General features: G+C 48.1%; 24 protein-coding genes. 12 read left to right on the plus strand and 12 right to left on the minus strand.

Features of this window, described 5'->3' with window-relative positions; translation table 11 throughout:
• The first annotated feature begins 4 nt into the window (after positions 1-4).
• The gene (ghrB, locus tag K0335_RS07870) at positions 5-979 is read left to right on the plus strand and encodes a glyoxylate/hydroxypyruvate reductase GhrB (protein ID WP_000804666.1); all 975 of its coding nucleotides are present in this window, start codon (positions 5-7) and stop codon (positions 977-979) included.
• 92 nt (positions 980-1071) lie between these two features.
• Here ghrB and K0335_RS07875 read toward each other — a convergent pair whose 3' ends face one another.
• On the minus strand, positions 1072-1782 hold the full coding sequence (locus K0335_RS07875) for a DUF3053 domain-containing protein (protein ID WP_000190514.1): 711 nt from the start codon (positions 1780-1782) through the stop codon (positions 1072-1074).
• 437 nt (positions 1783-2219) lie between these two features.
• Here K0335_RS07875 and K0335_RS07880 point away from each other — a divergent pair, with 437 nt between their 5' ends.
• From K0335_RS07880 to cspA, 3 genes are all read left to right on the plus strand, one after another.
• A complete protein-coding gene (locus tag K0335_RS07880; RefSeq protein WP_104920428.1) occupies positions 2220-3590 on the plus strand; it encodes an MFS transporter in 1371 nt (456 codons plus the stop codon).
• A gap of 249 nt (positions 3591-3839) precedes the next feature.
• Entirely contained in the window at positions 3840-4130 is a 291-nt protein-coding gene (locus K0335_RS07885; RefSeq protein ID WP_000455800.1) for an HTH-type transcriptional regulator, read from the plus strand.
• Positions 4131-4410: 280 nt separating this feature from the next.
• The gene (gene cspA, locus K0335_RS07890) at positions 4411-4623 is read left to right on the plus strand and encodes an RNA chaperone/antiterminator CspA (RefSeq protein ID WP_000014594.1); all 213 of its coding nucleotides are present in this window, start codon (positions 4411-4413) and stop codon (positions 4621-4623) included.
• 53 nt (positions 4624-4676) lie between these two features.
• On the opposite strand, the gene yidD is transcribed toward cspA, so the two are convergent.
• Positions 4677-5048: a membrane protein insertion efficiency factor YidD gene (yidD, locus tag K0335_RS07895; protein ID WP_104920427.1), complete on the minus strand. Its 372-nt coding sequence runs from the start codon at positions 5046-5048 to the stop codon at positions 4677-4679.
• A 109-nt stretch (positions 5049-5157) separates the two neighbouring features.
• On the opposite strand from yidD, the gene K0335_RS22660 reads away from it, so the two are divergent.
• Positions 5158-5229 (plus strand): hypothetical protein, encoded by a 72-nt coding sequence (locus K0335_RS22660; protein ID WP_216665726.1) that lies wholly within the window; start codon positions 5158-5160, stop codon positions 5227-5229.
• Here the strand turns inward: K0335_RS22660 and hokA are convergent.
• The 4 genes from hokA to K0335_RS07920 all read right to left on the minus strand — a co-directional run bounded on the left by hokA (position 5206) and on the right by K0335_RS07920 (position 9065).
• On the minus strand, positions 5206-5358 hold the full coding sequence (gene hokA, locus K0335_RS07905; protein ID WP_001135731.1) for a type I toxin-antitoxin system toxin HokA: 153 nt from the start codon (positions 5356-5358) through the stop codon (positions 5206-5208). The two genes, K0335_RS22660 and hokA, sit on opposite strands and share 24 nt — an antisense overlap.
• Positions 5359-5679: 321 nt before the next feature.
• On the minus strand, positions 5680-7749 hold the full coding sequence (gene glyS / locus K0335_RS07910) for a glycine--tRNA ligase subunit beta (RefSeq protein ID WP_001291786.1): 2070 nt from the start codon (positions 7747-7749) through the stop codon (positions 5680-5682).
• A 9-nt stretch (positions 7750-7758) separates the two neighbouring features.
• The gene (glyQ, locus tag K0335_RS07915; RefSeq protein ID WP_001168544.1) at positions 7759-8670 is read right to left on the minus strand and encodes a glycine--tRNA ligase subunit alpha; all 912 of its coding nucleotides are present in this window, start codon (positions 8668-8670) and stop codon (positions 7759-7761) included.
• 95 nt (positions 8671-8765) lie between these two features.
• Entirely contained in the window at positions 8766-9065 is a 300-nt protein-coding gene (locus tag K0335_RS07920; RefSeq protein ID WP_024256552.1) for a YsaB family lipoprotein, read from the minus strand.
• Positions 9066-9236: 171 nt separating this feature from the next.
• Here K0335_RS07920 and K0335_RS07925 point away from each other — a divergent pair, with 171 nt between their 5' ends.
• Positions 9237-10232 (plus strand): acyltransferase, encoded by a 996-nt coding sequence (locus K0335_RS07925; protein ID WP_002432855.1) that lies wholly within the window; start codon positions 9237-9239, stop codon positions 10230-10232.
• A 64-nt stretch (positions 10233-10296) separates the two neighbouring features.
• Here the strand turns inward: K0335_RS07925 and yiaB are convergent, their stop codons facing one another.
• From yiaB to xylA, 3 genes are all read right to left on the minus strand, one after another.
• On the minus strand, positions 10297-10638 hold the full coding sequence (gene yiaB, locus K0335_RS07930) for an inner membrane protein YiaB (RefSeq protein WP_001167262.1): 342 nt from the start codon (positions 10636-10638) through the stop codon (positions 10297-10299).
• Between the two features lie 172 nt (positions 10639-10810).
• Positions 10811-12265, minus strand: coding sequence for a xylulokinase (gene xylB / locus K0335_RS07935; protein WP_104920426.1), 1455 nt, complete (start codon positions 12263-12265; stop codon positions 10811-10813).
• Between the two features lie 72 nt (positions 12266-12337).
• On the minus strand, positions 12338-13660 hold the full coding sequence (xylA, locus tag K0335_RS07940) for a xylose isomerase (RefSeq protein ID WP_001149554.1): 1323 nt from the start codon (positions 13658-13660) through the stop codon (positions 12338-12340).
• Between the two features lie 304 nt (positions 13661-13964).
• On the opposite strand from xylA, the gene xylR reads away from it, so the two are divergent.
• Entirely contained in the window at positions 13965-15146 is a 1182-nt protein-coding gene (gene xylR / locus K0335_RS07945; RefSeq protein ID WP_000459815.1) for a D-xylose utilization transcriptional activator XylR, read from the plus strand.
• A 53-nt stretch (positions 15147-15199) separates the two neighbouring features.
• Here the strand turns inward: xylR and K0335_RS07950 are convergent, their stop codons facing one another.
• Positions 15200-16024 (minus strand): protein bax, encoded by an 825-nt coding sequence (locus K0335_RS07950; RefSeq protein WP_002431798.1) that lies wholly within the window; start codon positions 16022-16024, stop codon positions 15200-15202.
• Between the two features lie 320 nt (positions 16025-16344).
• On the opposite strand from K0335_RS07950, the gene malS reads away from it, so the two are divergent.
• On the plus strand, positions 16345-18375 hold the full coding sequence (malS, locus tag K0335_RS07955; RefSeq protein WP_104920432.1) for an alpha-amylase: 2031 nt from the start codon (positions 16345-16347) through the stop codon (positions 18373-18375).
• A 175-nt stretch (positions 18376-18550) separates the two neighbouring features.
• Positions 18551-19804 (plus strand): valine--pyruvate transaminase, encoded by a 1254-nt coding sequence (gene avtA / locus K0335_RS07960; RefSeq protein ID WP_104920425.1) that lies wholly within the window; start codon positions 18551-18553, stop codon positions 19802-19804.
• A gap of 36 nt (positions 19805-19840) precedes the next feature.
• On the opposite strand, the gene K0335_RS07965 is transcribed toward avtA, so the two are convergent.
• Together K0335_RS07965 and yiaJ are read right to left on the minus strand one after the other, a co-directional pair.
• Positions 19841-20314, minus strand: a complete 474-nt coding sequence (locus K0335_RS07965; protein WP_001078806.1) for a 4Fe-4S dicluster domain-containing protein — start codon at positions 20312-20314, stop codon at positions 19841-19843.
• Positions 20315-20430: 116 nt separating this feature from the next.
• Entirely contained in the window at positions 20431-21246 is an 816-nt protein-coding gene (gene yiaJ / locus K0335_RS07970; protein WP_219393787.1) for an IclR family transcriptional regulator YiaJ, read from the minus strand.
• Positions 21247-21462: 216 nt separating this feature from the next.
• Between yiaJ and yiaK the strand changes: the two genes are divergently transcribed.
• From yiaK to yiaM, 3 genes are all read left to right on the plus strand, one after another.
• Positions 21463-22461: a 3-dehydro-L-gulonate 2-dehydrogenase gene (gene yiaK, locus K0335_RS07975; RefSeq protein ID WP_104920424.1), complete on the plus strand. Its 999-nt coding sequence runs from the start codon at positions 21463-21465 to the stop codon at positions 22459-22461.
• An 11-nt stretch (positions 22462-22472) separates the two neighbouring features.
• A complete protein-coding gene (locus tag K0335_RS07980) occupies positions 22473-22940 on the plus strand; it encodes a YhcH/YjgK/YiaL family protein (RefSeq protein ID WP_000576081.1) in 468 nt (155 codons plus the stop codon).
• Between the two features lie 117 nt (positions 22941-23057).
• A complete protein-coding gene (gene yiaM, locus K0335_RS07985; RefSeq protein WP_000721660.1) occupies positions 23058-23531 on the plus strand; it encodes a 2,3-diketo-L-gulonate TRAP transporter small permease YiaM in 474 nt (157 codons plus the stop codon).

The following is a 23531-nucleotide window of genomic DNA, read 5'->3' on the forward strand; positions in this document are numbered from 1 at the left end:
TCGCATGAAGCCGTCCATTATTCTTTATAAAAAGTTACCTGACGATTTACTGCAACGCCTTGAGGAACATTTTACTGTAACGCAGGTAAGCAACCTGAGCCCACAAACGGTAGAGCAACACGCAGAAGCGTTTGCGAATGCGGAAGGTCTGTTGGGTTCAAGCGAAAAAGTGGATGATGCATTACTGGAAAAAATGCCAAAGCTGCGGGCAACGTCAACGATCTCTGTAGGTTATGACAATTTTGATGTTGATGCCCTTAACGCCCGTAAAGTATTGCTGATGCATACTCCTACAGTGCTGACTGAAACTGTCGCGGATACGTTGATGGCGCTTATTCTCGCCACTTCTCGTCGGGTGGTGGAAGTCGCAGAACGCGTAAAAGCCGGTGAATGGACTGCCAGCATTGGGCCTGACTGGTTTGGTAGTGATGTACATCACAAGACCTTAGGGATTGTTGGCATGGGGCGCATTGGTATGGCACTGGCCCAGCGTGCACACTTTGGTTTTAACATGCCGATTCTCTATAACGCTCGTCGCCAACACCCGCAGGCAGAAGAGCGCTTTAACGCCCGCTATTGCGATCTCGATACGTTGTTGCAGGAAGCTGATTTCGTTTGTCTGATTCTGCCGTTAACCGAAGAAACGCATCATCTCTTCGGTGCTGAACAATTTGCCAAAATGAAATCCTCCGCCATTTTCATTAACGCTGGTCGTGGCCCAGTGGTTGATGAAAAAGCCCTGATAAGCGCATTACAGAAGGGAGAAATTCACGCTGCCGGACTGGATGTGTTTGAGCGGGAACCACTGCCAGTAGATTCCCCTTTGCTTGCTATGCCAAACGTGGTGGCACTGCCACATATCGGTTCTGCCACTCATGAAACACGTTATAACATGGCGGCTTGTGCGGTGGACAACCTGATCGCAGCGCTACAGGGCAATGTCGATAAGAACTGCGTGAATCCGCAAGTCGCGAAGTAAAAAAATACCGGAGGGGTATATCCACTCCGGTATCAGATTGTTGAATAAATAGACTTAATTAATGCCCGAAGCATTATCGGGCATTAAAATTATTATTCAGTTGCGCTTTTTACTTTCGTCCAGGCTTGAATAAATTCCTGGTGCTGAGTTGCCAGTGGCGCGATTAGCTTATTGTATTCACTTGCCTGTTGAGAGGTCGGGAATTGAATACCATTTGCCACAAAGCTAACCTGAGTACCCTGCTGAGCAATATAATCACCCACCTGCACCAGCTGCTGGGTAAAGGTCTGCGCTACCGGGATCATCGGCTGCAGTGCTTCGGCTGGAAGCGTCACCACTTTATTAAATGCCTTATCAAATACCGGTTTTAAATCTTCAGACTGCTTAAGTGCGCCATGAGCAGCATCCGCCTGCAATTTTGCATTCTGCAATTGCTGCGCCAGCACACCTAATGAACCATTCAGATCGCGCAGTGCAACACGCTGAGTCATATAGTCCTGCGGTACACGAATCGCATTTACACTATCGACGACCGGACGCAAACCAGAATCAATCGCCTGATTTACCTGCTGTGAGTAACCGTACAAAACGGCGTAATCATTAACAAACGGACCAAACTGCTTTTTCTGATCGGCAGTTAAAGTCGGTATCCGTTCATTACTACGCATGACTGTATTATCCAGGAAATCGATGAACGCTTTGCGCTGATCGCCTTCTTTATCAAAACACCCACTCAGGCTAATAACCATTAATAACGCCGCAATAGGCGCAAACCAGCGAGAGCAGGACTTACCTGTCGCCATTTTTATACTCCTTTCACCCAAAAATGCGCACAACGACACATGCGTGTCTGACGTTGACAAGGATAGTCCAGGTCAGGCTTGCAGGATACCCTTTCCGCATAATCTTGCAGGGAAAAATTCGTTTTCTGGCTGGCACTTTTAAATGTTATAAATTTGTTACTTTCATCACATTTAACACGATAAGAACAATGGCCATGAGTCATAACATCACTATGATTTATTTGTCTTTTTCATCCTGCACTGCTCTACAAAGCGCTAAACAGTACGATAATCGCCCGGTATCGCCAGCAGGACGATTGCCCACCAGGAGTTTCAATGTTTTGATTAAATGAACGATTAACGGATAAAGGTTCGGTAATCGCACATTTGAATCACCAATGCGGTCGTGAAGATAAGAACACCCTCCGTTGCCCGCCTTGCTTTGCAGGAATAATCGCATGACAAACAGAACAACTGATATTCAGGCATTTATTAATCAGCATCCTTTTTCCCGCTACCAGTGGATGATCCTGGTACTGTGCTTTGTGACCGTCGCTATGGACGGTTTTGATACTGCAATTATCGGTTTTATTGCTTCCGACCTGGTGCAGGAATGGGGCGTAGAGAAGTCAGCATTAGGCCCGGTAATGAGTGCTGCACTGGTCGGGTTGGCTGTTGGCGCACTCACCGCAGGCCCGATGGCGGATCGTATTGGACGCAAGAAAGTACTGATTATGTCGATCCTGGTATTTGGTGGTTTTAGCTTATTAACCGCCTTTGCCAGTACGTTAAATCAACTTACTGCCCTACGCTTCTTAACCGGGCTGGGGCTGGGTGCGGCAATGCCTAACGCGGCAACCTTAATGAGCGAGTATGCCCCGGAGCGTCGTCGCGCCTTACTGGTTAACCTGATGTTTGTAGGTTTTCCGATTGGCTCTTCGATGGGCGGATTTATTTCAGCCTGGCTTATCCCCCATTATGGATGGCAGAGCGTACTGATCCTCGGCGGTATAATGCCGTTGATTCTGGCTGTCGTTCTGATTTTCCTGTTACCGGAATCCGCACGTTACCTGGTGGTGAAAAATAAATCTCAGCGGCAAATCGGTACTATTTTACGCCGCATCGCCCCTGTTCCTGAGCAAACGTATTTTGTGTTGCGTGAGGCTGGGCTGGTAAAAGAGAAATCGGCGCTGGGTGTTATTTTCTCCCCACGTTACGCCGTGGGAACGGTGATGCTATGCCTGACCTATTTTATGGGCCTGTTGATTTTTTACCTGCTGACCAGCTGGCTGCCATTACTAATTCGTGAAACAGGCGCGACCTTAAGTCAGGCGTCTATTATCACCGCGCTATTCCCTCTTGGTGGTGGGATCGGTGTCCTGCTGCTTGGCGCGCTGATGGATAAACTGAACCCTAATAAAGTAGTCGCCGTTGGCTGGCTACTGACAGGCATCTTTGTTTGCCTGGTAGGTTTCTCCACCAGTAACCTGGTATTAATGGGAGTGATGGTATTTATCGCCGGAACCATTATGAATGGCGCACAATCATCAATGCCTGCTCTGGCTGCTGGTTTTTACCCTACCCAGGGCCGTGCGACAGGCGTTGCCTGGATGTTAGGCCTGGGCCGCTTTGGTGGGATCCTCGGCGCATTCAGTGGCGCGTTTTTAATGCAGGCCCAGCTGTCTTTCGAAACCATATTTACCTTCCTGGCAATTCCGGCGCTGGTATCAGCACTGGCGCTCATGGTGAAATATTGGGTTGGTAAGCGCCAGTTGCCTCTGACGCAATCCGCTACGGAAGATCTGAGTAGCGCAACGCAAAAAGCCTGATTATATCGCCTGGCGAGAGTTGTTTCGCCAGGCGATTAAGATTTGCGCAAGTTTACATTGGTTATGAAGAAAAAATAAATTTGCGTATATCAATTTGTTAGCGTCCTGGAAATCACGTCTGCGCCATCGCTGAAACGAATCTGCACAATTTGCGTGCAAAAATACCCGCCCGGCTTATCTGATTAAGGCTATTCTTAACTGGCTTCGATGAAATTCACGATCCCGCTGTGTGATTTAGAGGAGTTCTAAATGGAATATAAAGATCCAATGGTTGAGCTGCTCAGCAACCTTGAACAAATTGTTTTTAAAGAAGAAATTTCTAAAACAAACCTGACGAAGAAACCCTGTGCTTTTAATGAATTTGAGCAATTACGCAGAGGTACAGGGCTAAAGATTGATGATTTTGCGAGAGTTTTAGGCGTTTCAGTTGCCATGGTACGTGAATGGGAGTCCAGACGTGTAAGACCTTCCAGCACCGAACTAAAATTGATGCGACTGATCCAGGCCAACCCGGCGTTAAGTAAACAATTGATGGAATAGCATTTTATTTCTTTTTTTAACATTCACGGTCCTGTTCGAAGGACCGTTTTACATACAATTAACCATAAGTTAGAAAAATAAAAGTTGCTTTTACATAAGTTACGTGGCTTAATGCACTCAACGGTTTGACGTACAGACCATTAAAGCAGTGTAGTAAGGCAAGTCCTCTTCAAGAGTTATCGTTGATACCCCTCGTAGTGCATTTCCTTTAACGCTTCAAAAATCTGTAAAGCACGCCATATCGCCGAAAGGCACAATTAATTATTAAAGGTAATACACTATGTCCGGTAAAATGACTGGTATCGTAAAATGGTTCAACGCTGACAAAGGCTTCGGCTTCATCACTCCTGACGATGGCTCTAAAGACGTGTTCGTACACTTCTCTGCTATCCAGAACGATGGTTACAAATCTCTGGACGAAGGTCAGAAAGTGTCCTTCACCATCGAAAGCGGCGCTAAAGGCCCGGCAGCTGGTAACGTAACCAGCCTGTAATCTCTGCTTAAAAGCACAGAATCTAAGATCCCTGCCAAATGGCGGGGATTTTTTTATTGGAAAAACCGCTTTATATGTAGAGAAGAACAGTCCCAGGAATAATCCAGATCCGGCACCGGGATGTGGCAATCACGACAGACCGCACCATCACACCCGGAACAATCACAATCATTATTCTTCTTTTTACGTATTACCTCGTTCAGGTCTTGCTTCTGCCTGATTGTCTGTGCTGCAAGTCGGCAATCTGCAAAACGCTGACGTATCTCACCCCAGCCTGCAATAACACCTTTCTGTTGAATAATCTCTTTGACTGCTCCCGAACATCCCTGCGTTTGGTACAACACACTGTAAGCACAGCGGTAGCCTTTGCGAGGAGAAAGATGTCGTTGATAAAGCATTATCAACAGTAAAAGCAGTTTATTCATGAAGGCTCCGAACCATTCCTGTTCCCGATTAAAAACTTATTTAATAGCCAAATTCATTCGTATTTTTAAAAAAGCATTCATTAAAGAAATAAATTAGGGTGCATTGAGAATACCCAACGCCATAAGAAAGGCGGGAATAACTTCCCGCCGAAGACTCTTACTCTTTCAATTTGCAGGCTAAAAACGCCGCCAGCTCATAATTCTCCTGTTTAATATGCAATTCACACAGTGAATCTCTTATCATCCAGGTGAAAAATAAAAGTGTGAAACAAATCACTATTAAAGAAAGTAATCTATATTTCTGCGGCATTCCCAGCCTCCTGTGTTGATTTCCAACGAGTAAGAGGCTAACCTTATGGTGTCTATGCATAGAGGGGCCTCACTTTGATTTATAGTCAGGTGGGGCTTTTCTCTGTCTGCCTTTCGGTGAATACCTGAGACAAACAGTCTCAAGCACCCGTGGCTATTCTAGCTTAATAAGTTCTTTTCTTCTCCTTTATATAATCCTAAAAAAATCTCATAAAATTAATATATGAGACAATCTTTATTCAGCAGAAGATTATTAAAGGTTGCTCTATTATTTAGCGATAAAAAAGCCTGCCAGATGGCAGGCTTTTTAATAACGACGTTATTACTGCAACAGCGAAATATCCGCAACGCGCAGGAACAGTTCGCGCAGTTTCTCCAGCATGGTCAGACGGTTGATACGCAATTCTTTGTCATCAACCATTACCATCACTTTATCGAAGAAAGCATCGACCGGTTCACGCAGCTCAGCCAGTTCGACCAGCGCATCCTGGTAACGACCTTCGGCGAAGTACGGCTCCAGTTTATCGCGCAGCACAACCACCTGCATCGCCAGTTTAATTTCTTCCGGCTCTTTCAGAGTAGAGGCATTCACGCGGTCGCTCAGCACTTCGTCTGATTTCGCCAGGATGTTAGATACACGCTTATTCGCCGCCGCCAGTGCTGCCGCTGCATCCAGCGTACGGAAGTGCGATACCGCTTTCATACGAGCATCAAAATCTGCCGGGCGAGTCGGACGACGCGCCAGTACCGCCTGGATGGTGTCAACGGTATAACCTTCGTCCTGATACCAGGCGCGGAAGCGACCGAGCATAAAGTCGATAACGTCATCAACCACGTTGGCATTAGTCAGCTTATCGCCATACAGACGCACCGCTTCTTCGGTCAGCGTTTGCAGATCAAGGTTGAGGTTCTTCTCAACGATAATACGCAGCACGCCAAGTGCGGCACGACGCAGCGCAAAGGGGTCTTTATCGCCTTTCGGATGCTGACCGATACCGAAGATACCCGCCAGGGTATCCATCTTGTCAGCAATCGCCAGCGCACAAGCCACTGGGTTAGACGGCAGGTCATCACCGGCAAAGCGCGGCTGATACTGCTCATTCAGCGCTACGGCGACATCTTCCGCTTCACCATCGTGACGCGCGTAGTGCATACCCATAACGCCCTGAGTGTCGGTGAACTCGAAGACCATGTTAGTCATCAGGTCACACTTAGACAGCAGGCCCGCACGGGTGGCATGATTCACGTCAGCGCCAATCTGTTCAGCAATCCAGCCCGCCAGCGCCTGAATGCGGTCAGTTTTGTCGCGCAGCGTGCCAAGCTGTTGCTGGAACAGCACGGTTTGCAGGCGCGGCAGGTTATCTTCCAGACGTTTTTTACGGTCGGTATTGAAGAAGAACTCGGCATCCGCCAGGCGTGGGCGAACAACCTTTTCGTTACCGGAGATAATTTGCTGCGGATCTTTCGATTCGATGTTGGCAACGAAGATAAAGTTCGGCAGCAGTTTGCCGTCGTTCGCATACACCGGGAAGTATTTCTGGTCACCTTTCATGGTGTAAACCAGCGCTTCAGACGGCACCGCGAGGAATTTCTCTTCGAATTTTGCGGTCAGCACAACCGGCCATTCCACTAGCGAAGCCACTTCTTCCAGCAGGCTTTCGCTTAAGTCAGCGTTACCGCCAATCTTACGCGCGGCTTCTTCGGCATCGGCTTTAATCTTCGCCTTACGTTCTTCGTAATCGGCGATAACTTTCCCGCGCTCGCGCAGAATTTCCGGATACTGATCGGCATTGTCGATAGTAAATTCCGGCTCGCCCATAAAGCGGTGGCCGCGAATCACGCGATCGGACTGAATGCCCAGAATGGTTGCCGGAATGACTTTGTCGCCCAGCAGCAGGGTCACGGTGTGAACCGGACGCACGAAGTGCACGTCGCTTGCGCCCCAACGCATCAGTTTCGGGATCGGCAGCTTCGCCAGCGAAGTGGCGACCATATTCGGCAGCAGTGCTTCGGTGCTTTCGCCCTTCACATGGGCGCGATACAGCAGCCATTCGCCTTTATCGGTGGTCAGACGCTCAGCCTGGTCAACGGTAATACCGCAACCACGCGCCCAACCTTCTGCCGCTTTGCTCGGTTTACCTTCGGCATCGAACGCCTGAGCAATTGCCGGGCCACGTTTTTCGATTTCACGATCCGGTTGTGCTTCCGCCAGGTTAGCTACTTTCAGCGCCAGACGACGCGGAGCAGCAAACCATTGAACGGTGCCATGTGCGAGGCCAGCGTTATCCAGCTCCGCAGTAAAGTTCGCAGCAAAGGACTCAGCCAGGCTGCGCAGTGCTTTTGGTGGCAGCTCTTCAGTGCCGATTTCCACCAGAAAAGTTTTCTCAGACATAGCCGCCTCTTACTTATCTTTGTTGCACATCGGGAAGCCGAGGGCTTCACGGGAAGCGTAGTATGCTTCTGCCACTGCTTTGGTCAGGGTGCGAATGCGCAGAATATAGCGCTGACGCTCAGTGACGGAGATGGCTTTACGCGCATCCAGCAGGTTGAAGCTGTGGGCGGCTTTCAGAATACGCTCGTAGGCTGGCAACGGCAGCGGATTTTCCAGCGCCAGCAGCTGCTGCGCTTCTTTCTCGTACTGCTCGAAGCAGGTGAACAGGAAGTCCACATCCGCGTATTCGAAGTTGTAAGTGGACTGCTCCACTTCGTTCTGATGGAACACGTCGCCGTAGGTGGTTTTACCCAGCGGGCCGTCGCTCCAGACCAGGTCGTAAACGCTGTCTACGCCCTGAATGTACATTGCCAGACGTTCCAGACCGTAGGTGATCTCGCCGGTAACCGGTTTACACTCCAGACCACCAACCTGCTGGAAGTAAGTGAACTGCGTCACTTCCATGCCGTTCAGCCACACTTCCCAGCCCAGCCCCCAGGCACCCAGCGTCGGGTTTTCCCAGTTATCTTCCACGAAACGGATGTCGTGGATGGTCGGATCCATGCCCAGCTCTTTCAGAGAACCGAGGTACAGCTCCTGAATATTGTCCGGCGATGGCTTAATAACCACCTGGAACTGATAGTAGTGCTGTAAGCGGTTGGGGTTTTCGCCGTAGCGACCATCGGTCGGGCGACGAGAAGGCTGAACATAAGCAGCCGCCATCGGTTCTGGCCCCAGCGCGCGCAGACAGGTCATTGGGTGAGAGGTTCCCGCGCCGACTTCCATGTCCAATGGTTGAACAATGGTGCAGCCCTGGCGAGCCCAGTAATCCTGTAAGGTCAGGATCAAGCCCTGGAAGGTCCTGGTATCAAACTTTTGCATATTATTTCGTGCTGGATACGTGTGGATTTAAAGGAAGGGATCAGTATACCCGCTGGATGGAAGATATACAGTACGAAACGGGAAAAAGGCAGGCCTTAGCGCATGGAAAGATGCAAAAAATGGCCATCCGCGTCAAAAGAACAGACAAACTGCTCTTTCCGGAAGGTATAACCGCGCATTTCGTAGCTTCCCTGGAACTGTTCGAAGGCGGTGACGTCGATTTTTTGCGCACCTGTATTATAGCGTTTTGCCGCCTGATCTCTGCATAGCTCTTCCATATTCAATGACCGAATGGGATCAACTTTAACCCTTTGAGCTTTCTGTTCTGGTGGTGGTGTTGAACATCCTGCCATCAACATAAGTACTATTGCTGGAAAGCAATACTTCATCATCATCAAATTACCGTCTTTTGCAGGTGAGTCTTATTATTGAGTTCTGTATAGTGGCTGAGGGGTAAGATTTTACTCAAGCCATTATAATCTGTAGCCATAAAACTCAGATTAATCCAGTGCGATGCTTCAATGATTTATCGGTCAGAATTTTTTTAACCAGACACAGAGACACAGATGCCACCCAAAATTTATTGGATTGATAACCTGCGAGGAATAGCCTGTTTAATGGTGGTGATGATTCATACCACCACATGGTATGTCACTAATGCTCATAGCATTAGCCCTGAAAGTTGGGATTTGGCAAATGTACTAAACTCCGCGTCTCGTGTTAGCGTACCATTGTTTTTTATGATCTCAGGCTATCTCTTCTTTGGTGAACGAAGCGCTCAAACACGCCATTTTTTACGCATTGGATTGTGCCTGATTTTTTATAGCCTTGTGGCACTGTTATATATCTCGCTGTTCACATCGATTAATATTGAGTTATCACTCAAAAATCTGCTGCAAAAACCCGTTTTTTATCACCTGTGGTTTTTCTTCGCCATTATTGTGATATATCTCGTTTCCCCGATTATTCAAGTGAAAAACATAAGCGGTAAGATGTTATTGATACTGATGGTTATTATCGGAATCATTGCTAATCCAAATACAGTACCGCAAAAAATCGATGGAGTCGAATGGCTACCAATAAATTTATATATCAACGGTGATACTGTCTATTACATTCTGTACGGCATGTTAGGTAGAGCTATCGGCATGATGAATACCCAAAAGAGGTCGCTAACCTGGATAAGCGCAATACTGTTTGTTGCAGGAGTGTTTATCATCTCACGAGGCACACTGTATGAATTACAGTGGCGTGGCAACTTTGCGGATACCTGGTATCTTTACTGTGGACCGATGGTATTTATTTGTGCGGTGTCATTACTGACATTCGTAAAAAATACGCTTAATACCCATACAGTTCCGGGACTTAACTTAATATCCCGTCATTCTCTGGGAATATATGGCTTTCATGCTTTTATCATTCATGCCTTGCGTACCCGTGGTCTTGAATTTAAAACATCGCCATTGCTGGATATACTCTGGATATTTAGTATTACGCTGATCAGTAGCTTATTACTTTCTGTAATATTACAAAAAATTGATCGCAGAAGACTGGTCAGTTAGCAACCATTAGCCTGAAAAGTAGAATACCTTTCAGGCTTATACTCGAACCAGTGAGAATATAACATTACTCCGCACGCATTAACTTTATTTGACCAAATATACTGACGAAAAAAGCAACAGGATATATCACCATTTCATAAACATTAATGGGGGCATTCCTGACACCGAGAAACAACAGACCAACAGTAAGTAGTGCAACGAACTGGCAGATACGAGAAAATGTTTCATCTATATTGCTGAATCTTTCTGCACGTAGATATGAGTAAGTCACAAATGTGCCTGTCATTAACACGCCCAGAAAATAGCCTTTCCCACTCAACAGAGGGCATGAATACCATAGCCCCGCCAGGTAGACCAACGCACCAGTAAAAAATAATACTCTTGCTACTGCCTTTGAAATTTGCATTGTGACCTCCCTATCTCTATGACGGGGATACATTACGAGCAACTAACACAAGACAAAACTGAAAAATACCATTAACAAATGATTTTCAGAATACATTCATATTAAATTTTTATTGATTTAAAAAATATATAGATTGGATAAATTCCCCTGCCCGGACAGACAGGGGAATTTATTACCCCATAAGAGGCAGCAATTGCTGATAGAGACGACGGAAAGTGTCACGTTGTGGCTGATATGCCACATGACGTTGAGCATCTGGGGTATGGGTTTGCTCCAGTGGGAGTTGTGGTAGCAATTCTGCCAGCGACTTGTCTTTGCCGACGGCAATTTGTGCCAACCTGGCCGCGCCGAGTGCCGGACCAACATCACCGCCTGTACGATAATCCAGTTGCTGACCACTAATATCCGCCAGCATCTGACGCCAGTACGCACTACGCGCACCACCACCAATTAACGTTACGCTTTGCGGTTTAACACCACATGCATGGACCACATCCATACCATCGGCCAGGGCATATCCCACTCCCTCAAGCACTGCTTTTGCCAGCTCCGCCGGACCATGCTGATGGGTTAGTCCAAAGAAAACACCCTTCGCCTGTGGATTATTGTGTGGCGTGCGCTCGCCAGAAAGATAAGGTAAGAACCAGACAGGATCGGCCTTTTCGTCAGCCTGTTGTGCTGCGTTAATCAGTGCCGGAACAGATTCCATACCAGTCAATTTCGCCGCCCAATCCAGACATGATGCCGCACTCAACATCACTGACATTAAATGCCAGCGTTCCGGCAATGCGTGGCAAAAGCTATGCACGGCGCTTTCCGGCTTGCTCAAAAAGCCTTCGCTAACAGCAAAGTACACACCAGATGTTCCGAGCGACAACATCGCCTGGTTTGCGTCAATCATTCCCACGCCGACGGCCCCTGCGGCGTTATCGCCCCCACCCGCAACAACAGGTACAGATGGCATTCCCCATGCACGGGCAACTTCCGGTAATAACGTGCCGGTGATTTCACTGCCTTCGTAAAGCGCAGGCATATGATCACGGGTTAACTGACAGGCCTCCAGCATGACATCGCTCCAGTCACGCTTCGCCACATCCAGCCACATCGTTCCTGCGGCATCAGACATATCGCTGGCAAAATCGCCCGTCATACGCAGACGCAGATAATCTTTCGGCAGTAACACTTTTGCCACCCGGCTGAAAACCTCCGGTTCGTGACGTTGAACCCAAAGCAGTTTTGGCGCAGTAAAGCCAGGCATCATCAGGTTGCCGGTGATAGCCCGAGACTGTGGTACTTTTTGCTCCAGCAAAGCACACTCTTCACCGCATCGACCGTCATTCCACAAAATAGCCGGGCGCAGAATCTGATTTTGCGAATCAAGAAGCGTTGCTCCATGCATCTGCCCGGCAATACCTAACGCTTTAACACCCTGTAGTGAATGCAACTGCCCCAATGCTTTTACAGCACGGTCGGTTGCCTGCCACCACTGTTCTGGATCTTGCTCTGACCAGAGAGGATAGGGGCGTGATACGGTAAGTTTTTCTGTATGCGACGCGACAACCTCACCCTGTTCATTGAGCAGAATAGCTTTTACACCCGATGTACCAAGATCTATCCCGATATACATAGCGATCATTCCTTACAAAAATGCCCGGTATCGCTACCGCTTACCGGGCTCAGGGACTGTCTTTGTTAACGATTATTTATCGAACAAATAATGATTCACCAGACTTTCCAGTAATTCCTGGTGACCGCTCTGATGGACCGGAGACAGATTATGGTCCTGGGCATATTTTGCCAGGTCACTCAGTGACATCTGGCCTTTCAGAATTTGCTGACCCAGCTCGCTATTCCAGCCGGAGTAACGCTGCGCCACACGTTTGTCCAGTTCACCGTCTTCAATCATACGGGCAGCCACTTTCAATGCCAGCGCCATAGTATCCATTGCGCCAATATGACCGTAGAACAAATCGTATTTATCGGTGCTCTGACGACGAACTTTGGCGTCGAAGTTCAGACCACCGGTGGTAAAGCCACCCGCTTTAAGGATTTCATACATTACCAGCGCATTCTCTTCCACGCTGTTCGGGAACTGGTCGGTATCCCAGCCCAATTGCGCATCACCACGGTTGGCATCAACAGAGCCGAACAGCCCCAGCGCGATGGCGGTGGCAATTTCGTGGTGGAAAGAGTGACCTGCCAGCGTCGCATGGTTAGCTTCGATATTCAGTTTGATCTCTTTTTCCAGACCAAACTGTTTCAGGAAGCCATATACCGTGGCGGCATCGTAATCGTACTGGTGTTTGGTTGGCTCCTGCGGTTTCGGCTCAATCAGCAGTGTGCCCTGGAAGCCAATTTTGTGTTTGTGCTCAACAACCATCTGCATGAAGCGCCCAAGTTGTTCGCGCTCCTGACGCAGATCGGTATTCAGCAGGGTTTCATAACCTTCACGACCACCCCACAGTACATAGTTTTCACCACCCAAGCGTTTGGTTGCTTCCATCGCGGTAACCACTTGTGTTGCCGCCCAACTAAAGACTTCTGGATCCGGGTTAGTTGCCGCCCCTGCGCCGTAGCGTGGGTTAGTAAAGCAGTTCGCTGTACCCCATAGCAGTTTCACACCGCTTTGTTCTTGTTTCGCTGCCAGCACATCAACCATTTCAGCGAAGTTATTTTTGTACTCTTTCAGCGATGCGCCTTCTGGTGACACGTCAACATCATGGAAGCAGTAGAACGGTACATTCAGTTTGTGGAAGAATTCAAAGGCTACGTCAGCTTTACGTTTCGCCAACATTAGCGCTTCACCCGGCTGTTGCCATGGGCGATCAAACGCGCCAACACCAAACATATCCGCACCGTTCCAGCAGAAGGTATGCCAGTAGCAGGCAGCAAAACGCAAGTGATCTTCCATACGTTTACCCAGTACCAGCTCATCAGGATTGTAATGGCGGAATGCTAACGGGTTAGTGGTTTTCGGGCCTTCGTAACGAACACGGTCGAGTTGATCAAAATAAGCCTGCATATTGAACTCCCTAATCAGGTAATACGGCGAGTAACTTCGATGCCTTAATACTGGAATTTCCTGATTTGATGCTCAATTACGTTATTTCACACCCGAATTAAGAGAATACGCAATTGTGCGCTGGCTCGCAAAAACAACAAATTAAAAGCTGATCGCTGTCGAATATTAAAAAATAAACAAAAAACCATAACCCGAAGATAAAAAATGGGAATTGCTTTCCAGTTTTGAGTATGGTGAATTCGCAATGCATCATCGTAGTGATAATATCATTTCGCCCATATTTAGCCGTGCAGGATATGTTCACATGTTTGATAAACGTCACCGTATCACTCTGTTATTTAATGCCAATAAAGCCTACGACCGGCAGGTTGTTGAAGGCGTGGGAGAATATTTACAGGCATCACAATCAGAATGGGACATATTCATTGAAGAGGATTTTCGGGCCCGGATTGATAACATTAAAGACTGGCTCGGCGATGGCGTAATAGCGGATTACGACGATGAAGAAATTGAACACTTACTGGCCGATGTTCATGTTCCCATTGTCGGCGTTGGTGGTTCTTACCATCTGGCAGAAAATTATCCTTATGTACATTATGTCGCCACAGATAACCATGCATTGGTTGAAAGCGCCTTTTTGCATTTAAAAGAAAAAGGGATCAATCGTTTTGCTTTCTATGGTTTGCCTGCTGCCAGTGGCAAACGCTGGGCTGCCGAGCGAGAACATGCCTTCCGCCAGTTGGTTGCGAAAGAAAAATATCGTGGAGTGGTGTATCAGGGCCTACAAACCGCACCAGAAAACTGGCAACACGCCCAGAACAGACTGGCGGACTGGTTACAAACTTTGCCGCCGCAAACAGGCATAATTGCCGTCACAGATTCCCGCGCCCGACATATCCTGCAAGCTTGTGAGCATCTGCATATCCCGGTGCCAGAAAAATTAAGTGTTATTGGGATCGATAACGAAGAACTGACGCGCTACTTATCGCGTGTGGCACTCTCCTCCGTGGCTCAGGGAGCGCGGCAAATGGGCTATCAGGCGGCAAAATTGCTACATCGCTTGCTGAACAAAGAAGAACTGCCGTTACAGCGAATCCTTGTTCCTCCTGTTCGTGTCATTGAGCGCCGTTCCACTGACTATCGTTCCCTGACCGATCCCGCTGTTATTCAGGCGATGCACTTTATTCGTAATCATGCCTGCAAAGGGATAAAGGTTGATCAGGTGCTTGATTCTGTGGGAATTTCTCGCTCAAACCTGGAGAAGCGCTTTAAAGAGGAAGTGGGCGAAACCATTCATGCCGTCATTCACGCTGAAAAACTGGAGAAAGCACGTAGCCTGTTGGTCTCTACCACATTGTCGATCAACGAAATTTCGCAGATGTGTGGCTATCCTTCACTACAGTATTTCTATTCAGTGTTTAAAAAAGAGTACGACACGACACCCAAAGAGTATCGCGATCGGCATAGTGAAGTGTTGGTGATTTAAAAGATACAAAAAAGCCGGAGAGCGCATTGAGCGTGTTCTTCCGGCTTTTAGGGTTACATATGTGCGGCAATTAAGCGCTGGTTATCCTGGTACATCGCGTACAGATAGTTATTGTAGCTCTGCCCTTTTGTAGAATACCCCTTCAGCTTATGAATCATCGCGGTAGCGGTGATTTCCTGATCCGCTTTACGCAGCTGCGCACGTGATTTACGGAACGACGAGTAGGCTGGATGCGTATTCAAGTTAGTGACATAAGCACTCACCGACTCTTTGACAGAATCAAAGTGAGAATAGCCTTTCACTTTACCCGGACCATTATTACAACGACCTTTGCCACATTTCATGCCAAACAAGTTGTTGTTGCTACGTGCCAGTTTCGACGTACCCCAACCGCTTTCTGCTGCAGCCATCGTCGCTACCATGCTGGTAGGAATAATGTCTACACGTTCAAGCAGCGTATTCCACGGGATTTTTCGCGTATTGCCAGACCACTTCACCTTGTAGCGTTTGGCGATATCTTTCAAACGAGCCCGTTCTGAAGGCGACCATTTGCCCTGGTACTGTTTTGAAATCAGCCAGTTACGCTCCGCCGTGATAGCAGCATTTTGACTGGTAATATAAGGCATAACCGTCCGGAGAAACGCTTTTTTCCTTGGTGTTCCGGAAGGGTATTTTCGCAAATCAGGAAGTGAACTGCTCTTTACACTATTGCGAGAATACTCTTGTTTACTGCTTACCTGCTTATTACTAGCCTTAGTTATGTGGGACTTTTGACTCGTTGTTGTCGTGTGCGTCTTCGCTAACACCTCACTCGAAAATACCAAAGTGAGTAACATAAGAATCATCGCCCCATATCTTCGCATGGGAGTCAATATCATCAGGTCTCCTGGTCGGATTTAATCATTCCAACACCTTATCTTTTTCACAAATTTGAGAGTTGAATCTCAAATCATATCAAAAATAGCCCTCAAAAGCACCCCAAGGAATAGTCCAATTCTGAAACTATGTCACGTGCTAACGATTCAGATTGGTGCTAAATCGCAGAAAATGTGGGGTTTATCGCAAAAAATACGCTTAAATCCCGGGCCAAATACTCACCCTTTCGCCTCATCCTCGTGCAATGATTACCAGGGAGGAGTTTTACCGGACTTATCACTGGCAAACTGGTGAAATTCGCAGCAATAAGAGCTCATCCATTATGAAACTTGCCGCCTGTTTTCTGCTACTTCTGCCTGGCGTTGCCGTTGCCGCCACCTGGACTTCCGGGGGATTTCCCACCTTTGACGAACAAAGTACAGGTACATATGCCAGTCACGCGCAGTTGACCAAAGGTACGCGCACGTTAACGTTAAATTTTGACCAACAGTGCTGGCAACCTGCGGATGCCATAAAACTCAATCAGATGCTTTCCCTGAAACCTTGTGACAGCACACCTCCCCAGTGGCGATTATTCCGCGATGGCGAGTACACCTTACAAGTTGATACACGCTCTGGTACGCCAACGTTGATGATTTCGGTGACCAGCACAGCACAACCAGCAGTAAATCTGATCCGTGAATGCCCGAAATGGGATGGGCAACCGCTCACTCTGGACGTTAGCCAAACCTTTCCTGAAGGCGCTGCGATACGTGAATACTACAGTCAGCAAATCGTTACGGTGAAAAATGGCCATATCACCTTAAAACCGGCAGATGAAAGTAACGGCTTACTGCTCCTGGAACGCGCGGAAACGCATACTCCCGCCTCTTTCGACTGGCATAACGCCACGGTTTACTTTGTACTGACAGACCGTTTTGAAAATGGTGATCCCGGCAATGACCAAAGTTACGGACGCCATAAAGATGGCATGCAGGAAATTGGCACCTTTCACGGTGGTGATTTACGCGGGCTGACCAACAAACTGGATTATCTCCAGCAACTGGGCGTCAATGCTTTATGGATTAGCGCCCCGTTTGAGCAAATCCACGGCTGGGTTGGTGGCGGTACAAAAGGCGATTTCCCGCATTATGCCTACCACGGTTATTACACCCAGGACTGGACGAATCTGGATGCCAATATGGGTAACGAAGCCGATCTGCGAACACTAATTAATGGTGCGCATCAGCGCGGTATTCGTATTCTCTTTGATGTCGTGATGAACCACACCGGTTATGCCACGCTGGCGGATATGCAGGAGTTTCAGTTCGGCGCGTTATATCTTTCCGGTGACGAGCTGAAAAAAACGCTGGGCAACCGCTGGAGTGACTGGAAGCCTGCTGCCGGGCAAACATGGCATAGCTTTAACGATTACATCAATTTCAGCGACAAAACAGGCTGGGAAAAGTGGTGGGGGAAAAACTGGATCCGTACCGATATTGGTGATTACGACAATCCCGGTTTTGACGATCTCACCATGTCGCTGGCCTTTCTACCGGATATAAAAACTGAATCCACTACCCCTTCTGGCCTGCCGGTGTTCTATAAAAACAAACCGGATACCCACGCCAAAGCCATCGATGGTTATACGCCGCGCGATTATTTAACTCACTGGCTAAGCCAATGGGTACGCGATTATGGTATCGACGGATTCCGGGTGGATACGGCCAAACATGTTGAGTTGCCCGCCTGGCAACAACTAAAAACCGAAGCCAGTGCTGCACTTAACGAGTGGAAGAAAGCTAATCCCGAAAAAGCGTTAGATGACAATCCCTTCTGGATGACCGGAGAAGCCTGGGGTCATGGCGTGATGCAAAGCGACTACTACCGCAACGGCTTCGACGCGATGATCAATTTCGATTATCAGGATCAAGCAGCGAAAGCGGTCGATTGTCTGGCACAGATGGACAACATCTGGCAGCAAATGGCGGAGAAATTGCAGGATTTCAACGTACTAAGTTATCTCTCCTCACACGATACTCGTCTGTTCCGGGAAGGTGGTAATAAAGCAGCAGAACTGCTTTTACTCGCCCCTGGTGCAGTGCAAATTTTTTATGGTGATGAATCCTTACGTCCGTTTGGCCCCACAGGTTCAGATCCGCTGCAAGGCACTCGTTCGGATATGAACTGGCAGGATGTCAGCAATAAATCCGCCGCCAGCGTCAAGCACTGGCAGCGCATCAGCCAGTTCCGCGCCCGTCACCTGGCAATAGGCGCAGGCAAACAAACCACGTTATCTTTGCCACAAGGTTACGGATTTGTTCGCGAACATGGCGACGATAAAGTGATGGTTATCTGGGCGGGACAACATTAATGGTTTTGGCTTCCCGTGTGGCAAACTGCCGGGAAGCCTTATCAGAATCAAATTCTATATAATAGAAAGTACCCAGCATAAACCGCCACTCACGCCGCTTACAGCTGATTTGCACCCCACCAAATGTAGCGTTATTGTTACCTTCCTTGATACTGAGTTCGACAGAAAATCCGCTATGACATTCTCACTTTTTGGCGACAAATTTACCCGCCATTCTGGCATTACCCAGCTGATGGAAGATCTTAACGACGGTTTACGTACACCTGGCGCGATTATGCTTGGTGGTGGAAATCCGGCGCAGATCCCGGAAATGCACGACTACTTCCAGACGCTGCTGACAGACATGCTGGCAAGTGGCAAAGCCACCGATGCCTTGTGTAATTACGACGGACCGCAAGGCAAGACAGAACTGCTGACAGCACTGGCCGGACTGCTACGTGAGAAGCTGGGTTGGGATATTGAACCTCAGAATATTGCACTAACAAATGGCAGCCAGAGTGCATTTTTCTACTTGTTTAATCTGTTTGCCGGACGACGCGCTGATGGTCGCGTCAAAAAGGTGCTGTTCCCGTTAGCCCCTGAATACATTGGCTATGCTGATTCCGGGCTGGAAGAGGATCTGTTTGTCTCTGCACGCCCTAATATCGAACTCTTACCAGAAGGCCAGTTTAAGTATCACGTGGACTTTGAACATCTGCGTATTGGCGAAGAAACGGGGATGATTTGTGTCTCCAGACCAACTAACCCGACAGGGAATGTGATCACTGATGACGAATTGATAAAGCTGGATGCATTGGCTAATCAACACGGTATTCCATTAGTGATTGATAATGCCTATGGCGTGCCATTCCCCGGAATTATCTTCAGCGAAGCACGTCCGCTGTGGAATCCCAATATCGTGTTATGCATGAGTCTTTCCAAACTGGGGCTACCCGGCTCCCGCTGCGGCATTATTATTGCCAATGAAAAGATCATCACTGCCATTACCAATATGAACGGTATTATCAGTCTCGCACCTGGCGGTATTGGCCCGGCGATGATGAGTGAAATGATCAAACGTAATGATTTGCTGCGCCTGTCGGAAACGGTGATTAAGCCGTTTTACTTTCAGCGCGTTCAACAGACAATCGCGATTATTCGCCGCTATTTGCCAGAAGATCGCTGTTTGATTCACAAGCCTGAAGGCGCGATCTTCCTTTGGTTATGGTTTAAAGATTTACCCATTACCACCGAGCAGCTTTATCAACGCCTGAAAGCACGTGGGGTGCTGATGGTGCCCGGTCACTACTTCTTCCCTGGGCTGGATAAACCGTGGCCGCATACGCACCAATGTATGCGCATGAACTACGTACCAGAGCCGGAGAAAATTGAAGAGGGCGTGAAGATTCTGGCAGAAGAGATTGAACGCGCCTGGGCGGAAAGTCATTAATCAAGCACCCCGGCACTGAAACAGGCCGGGGATGTTTTAAACAGGTTGTTGCCGCAGCCGCTGACGCTGTACTTGCATCGCATCCACGCACTGCAACGCATGTGTCGGGCAAGCTTCAACGCAGGCAGGCCCGTTATCCCGATGCCAACAGAGATCGCATTTAATCGCCTGCACCTGAGATTCCTGCGCAACAACTCTCATCGCCCCAAACGGGCAAGCCAACATGCAGCTCTTGCAGCCAATACAACGCGACTGTTCTACAAAGATATGCCCTCGTTCACGGCGAATCGCCTGTACCGGACAGACATTTGCACACGGGGCATCTTCGCACTGATGACAGGCAACCGCCGTGGTAAAGGCTTGATCTTTGATTACCCGAATACGCGACACCATTTCGGCAGGCGACAGTGCGGCACAATCCTGATTTTGTTGATGCGACACCGCACAAGCCACCTCGCAGGTGCGACAGCCGATACACTTACCAGCATCGGCCATAATAAATCGGTTCATTCCCTTCCCCCCGTCGTAAAACGCTAAGAGTGCCAGACGAAATATCATTCTCGCCTTGATCAAAAAAGGGGTACGAGAAAAATTTGTCAGAATTTCATCAAGTTTTGATCGTTCGCTCAATCACGTACCGTAAAGCCAAGCTCGTGGGAAATTGCCTGAGCGGTTTCCTGTAGCGGCTTAAGCAGATTGCTTTCGCCGATTTGTTTAAGACGTGACGTCGAAAGAGAGATAGAAACTGCGTACGGCACCCGCCCGTGAATATCAAATACAGGTACAGCAATACAGGAAACACCTATTTCATTCTCTTCCCGGTCCATCGCCATGCTGCTTTCACGAATTTGCGCTAACTCTTTATACATCTCAGGCAATTCAGTGATGGTATTACGCGTCAATGGCTGGATCTCCTCCTGATGGCTTTCCCAGTAAGATTTCACATATTCCGGCTGACCAAACGCCATGTAGATTTTGCCCATCGCCGAACAGTAGAGCGGCATATGCTGACCAATATAAGCGCGGGTTCGCAGCATCCCGGTGGTGGGTTCCAGTTTATAAATCAAAATCGCGTGATCATCTTCGCGGCTGGAGAAATTAATCGTTTTACCGGTAGCAATATTCAACGCCTCAAGATGCGGAGCGGCAATATGAATGATATTCAGCGATGACAATGCTTTTTGCCCAACGGCGATAAATTTGGTGGTCAGGCGGTAGCTACCCGCTGCCGGAGCTGTTGTCACATAACCGCAGGACTGTAGCCCCTGCAATAAACGGTGGACGGTACTTTTGTTCAGCCCTGCCAGTTCAGAGAGAAGCGCCAGTGGACATCCGTTGGGATAGTTACTGAGGATCTCAATCAACATCAAACCGCGAAACAGGCTCTGACTTCCGGCTGGCCTTTCTTTTTCTTGCGTCATATCGCCCTCTTTTTTCCCCATATTCGGCTTCCCATTTTGTCGCGCCCTGATGGTAGCGCAAAGTGTGTCGCAGTTCACGATCTCGACAGATAATTTACAACACATTGATTTTGTTTATTTTTTAAAACCATGAATCAGATTGCTTTGTTAAATAGCGATCGATATATTTGAAATCAAATTTCGCATAGTGAAATTTAGCGATAAAAAAGCGATCACACAAAAATAAGGAATCCAGGGATGAAAGTGTCATTTGAACAGTTAAAAGCAGCCTTCAATCGGGTATTACTTTCCCGGGGAGTGGCTGTTGAAACCGCCGATGCCTGTGCTGAAATGTTTGCCCGCACCACCGAATCAGGCGTTTATTCTCACGGTGTTAACCGCTTCCCACGCTTCATCCAACAACTGGATAATGGCGATATCATTCCCGATGCCGAGGCCAAACGTATAACCACTCTTGGCGCTATCGAGCAATGGGATGCTCAGCGTTCAATCGGCAATCTGACGGCGAAAAAGATGATGGATCGCGCCATTGAACTGGCTGCCGATCACGGTATTGGTCTGGTGGCGTTGCGTAATGCCAACCACTGGATGCGCGGCGGCAGCTACGGCTGGCAGGCGGCAGAAAAAGGCTATATTGGCATTTGCTGGACCAACTCCATCGCCGTAATGCCACCGTGGGGCGCAAAAGAGTGTCGCATCGGCACTAACCCGCTGATCGTCGCCATTCCTTCTACCCCAATCACCATGGTCGATATGTCGATGTCGATGTTTTCCTACGGCATGTTAGAAGTTAACCGCCTTGCAGGTCGTCAGCTCCCGGTCGATGGTGGCTTTGATGATGAGGGCAATTTGACCAAAGAACCTGGCATTATCGAGAAAAATCGCCGTATTTTGCCGATGGGTTACTGGAAAGGTTCTGGTATGTCGATCGTGCTGGATATGATCGCTACTCTCCTTTCCGACGGCGCATCCGTTGCCGAAGTCACCCAGGATAACAGCGACGAATATGGCGTATCGCAAATCTTTATCGCCATTGAAGTGGACAAGCTTATCGACGGCGCCACCCGCGATGCCAAGCTACAACGCATCATGGATTATGTTACTACCGCTGAACGCGCCGATGAAAACCAGGCCATTCGCTTACCCGGCCACGAATTTACCACCCTGCTGGCAGAAAACCGCCGTAACGGTATTACCGTTGATGACAGCGTATGGGCAAAAATCCAGGCGTTATAAGGAGATAAGCCATGATTTTTGGACATATCGCGCAGCCTAACCCGTGCCGTTTGCCCGCTGCTATTGAAAAGGCGCTCGATTTTCTGCGCGCCACTGATTTCAACGTCCTGGAGTCGGGCGTTGTCGAAATCGACGGCAAAAATATTTACGCACAAATTATCGACTTAACGACGCGTGCAGTAGAGGAAAACCGTCCGGAAGTGCATCGTCGGTATATCGATATTCAATTTCTGGCGTGGGGCAAAGAGAAAATCGGCATTGCTATTGATACAGGAAATAATAAAGTCAGCGAATCACTATTAGAGCAGCGCGATATTATTTTTTATCACGATAGTGAACATGAATCATTTATAGAAATGATACCGGGTAGCTACGCTATTTTCTTTCCTCAGGATGTTCATCGACCAGGCTGTATTCTGCAAACAGCCTCTGAGATACGAAAAGTTGTGGTTAAAGTCGCATTAACGGCGCTAAATTAATCGAATAATCGTCTACGCCAGAACGCCTGGGTAATGTTATTGCTCTAACTATATTAATAATTCAGGTTGCTGCACATGCAACTTGAATTATGACAAACATAGCCTCAAGGAATAGCTATGAAAAAAATACTTGAAGCAATACTGGCGATTAATCTCGCCGTACTTTCCTGTATTGTGTTTATAAACATTATTTTAAGATATGGTTTTCAGACAAGTATTTTATCTGTAGATGAATTGTCGCGTTATTTATTTGTCTGGTTAACCTTTATTGGCGCGATTGTGGCTTTTATGGATAACGCCCACGTTCAGGTTACCTTTCTGGTGGAGAAACTCTCCCCCGCGTGGCAGCGACGAGTCGCTCTGATCACCCATTCCTTAATATTATTTATTTGTGGCGCACTGGCCTGGGGCGCAACGCTAAAAACAATTCAGGACTGGAGCGATTATTCACCGATCCTCGGCTTGCCCATCGGCCTGATGTATGCCGCTTGTCTGCCCACCAGCCTCGTTATCGCATTCTTTGAGCTGCGCCTTTTATATCAACTCATCACGCGTAGCAATTCTCTAACGCCGCCACCGCAAGGAGCTTAA

Source organism: Escherichia sp. GZ89, from assembly GCF_019366485.1.
Taxonomy (GTDB): Bacteria; Pseudomonadota; Gammaproteobacteria; order Enterobacterales; family Enterobacteriaceae; genus Escherichia; species Escherichia fergusonii.

Coding starts and splice junctions, on each gene's coding strand:
- yiaM (WP_000721660.1), top strand. CDS start 23,058: ATGAAAAAAATACTTGAAGCAATACTGGCGATTAATCTCGCCGTACTT.
- xylA (WP_001149554.1), bottom strand. CDS start 13,660: ATGCAGGCTTATTTTGATCAACTCGACCGTGTTCGTTACGAAGGCCCG.
- K0335_RS07950 (WP_002431798.1), bottom strand. CDS start 16,024: ATGATATTGACTCCCATGCGAAGATATGGGGCGATGATTCTTATGTTA.
- yiaB (WP_001167262.1), bottom strand. CDS start 10,638: ATGCAAATTTCAAAGGCAGTAGCAAGAGTATTATTTTTTACTGGTGCG.
- yiaJ (WP_219393787.1), bottom strand. CDS start 21,246: ATGGGGAAAAAAGAGGGCGATATGACGCAAGAAAAAGAAAGGCCAGCC.
- yiaK (WP_104920424.1), top strand. CDS start 21,463: ATGAAAGTGTCATTTGAACAGTTAAAAGCAGCCTTCAATCGGGTATTA.
- K0335_RS07885 (WP_000455800.1), top strand. CDS start 3,840: ATGGAATATAAAGATCCAATGGTTGAGCTGCTCAGCAACCTTGAACAA.
- glyQ (WP_001168544.1), bottom strand. CDS start 8,670: ATGCAAAAGTTTGATACCAGGACCTTCCAGGGCTTGATCCTGACCTTA.
- yidD (WP_104920427.1), bottom strand. CDS start 5,048: ATGAATAAACTGCTTTTACTGTTGATAATGCTTTATCAACGACATCTT.
- K0335_RS07875 (WP_000190514.1), bottom strand. CDS start 1,782: ATGGCGACAGGTAAGTCCTGCTCTCGCTGGTTTGCGCCTATTGCGGCG.
- cspA (WP_000014594.1), top strand. CDS start 4,411: ATGTCCGGTAAAATGACTGGTATCGTAAAATGGTTCAACGCTGACAAA.
- avtA (WP_104920425.1), top strand. CDS start 18,551: ATGACATTCTCACTTTTTGGCGACAAATTTACCCGCCATTCTGGCATT.
- K0335_RS07965 (WP_001078806.1), bottom strand. CDS start 20,314: ATGAACCGATTTATTATGGCCGATGCTGGTAAGTGTATCGGCTGTCGC.
- K0335_RS07920 (WP_024256552.1), bottom strand. CDS start 9,065: ATGATGATGAAGTATTGCTTTCCAGCAATAGTACTTATGTTGATGGCA.
- glyS (WP_001291786.1), bottom strand. CDS start 7,749: ATGTCTGAGAAAACTTTTCTGGTGGAAATCGGCACTGAAGAGCTGCCA.
- K0335_RS07880 (WP_104920428.1), top strand. CDS start 2,220: ATGACAAACAGAACAACTGATATTCAGGCATTTATTAATCAGCATCCT.
- K0335_RS07925 (WP_002432855.1), top strand. CDS start 9,237: ATGCCACCCAAAATTTATTGGATTGATAACCTGCGAGGAATAGCCTGT.
- xylR (WP_000459815.1), top strand. CDS start 13,965: ATGTTTGATAAACGTCACCGTATCACTCTGTTATTTAATGCCAATAAA.
- K0335_RS07980 (WP_000576081.1), top strand. CDS start 22,473: ATGATTTTTGGACATATCGCGCAGCCTAACCCGTGCCGTTTGCCCGCT.
- xylB (WP_104920426.1), bottom strand. CDS start 12,265: ATGTATATCGGGATAGATCTTGGTACATCGGGTGTAAAAGCTATTCTG.
- malS (WP_104920432.1), top strand. CDS start 16,345: ATGAAACTTGCCGCCTGTTTTCTGCTACTTCTGCCTGGCGTTGCCGTT.
- ghrB (WP_000804666.1), top strand. CDS start 5: ATGAAGCCGTCCATTATTCTTTATAAAAAGTTACCTGACGATTTACTG.
- hokA (WP_001135731.1), bottom strand. CDS start 5,358: ATGCCGCAGAAATATAGATTACTTTCTTTAATAGTGATTTGTTTCACA.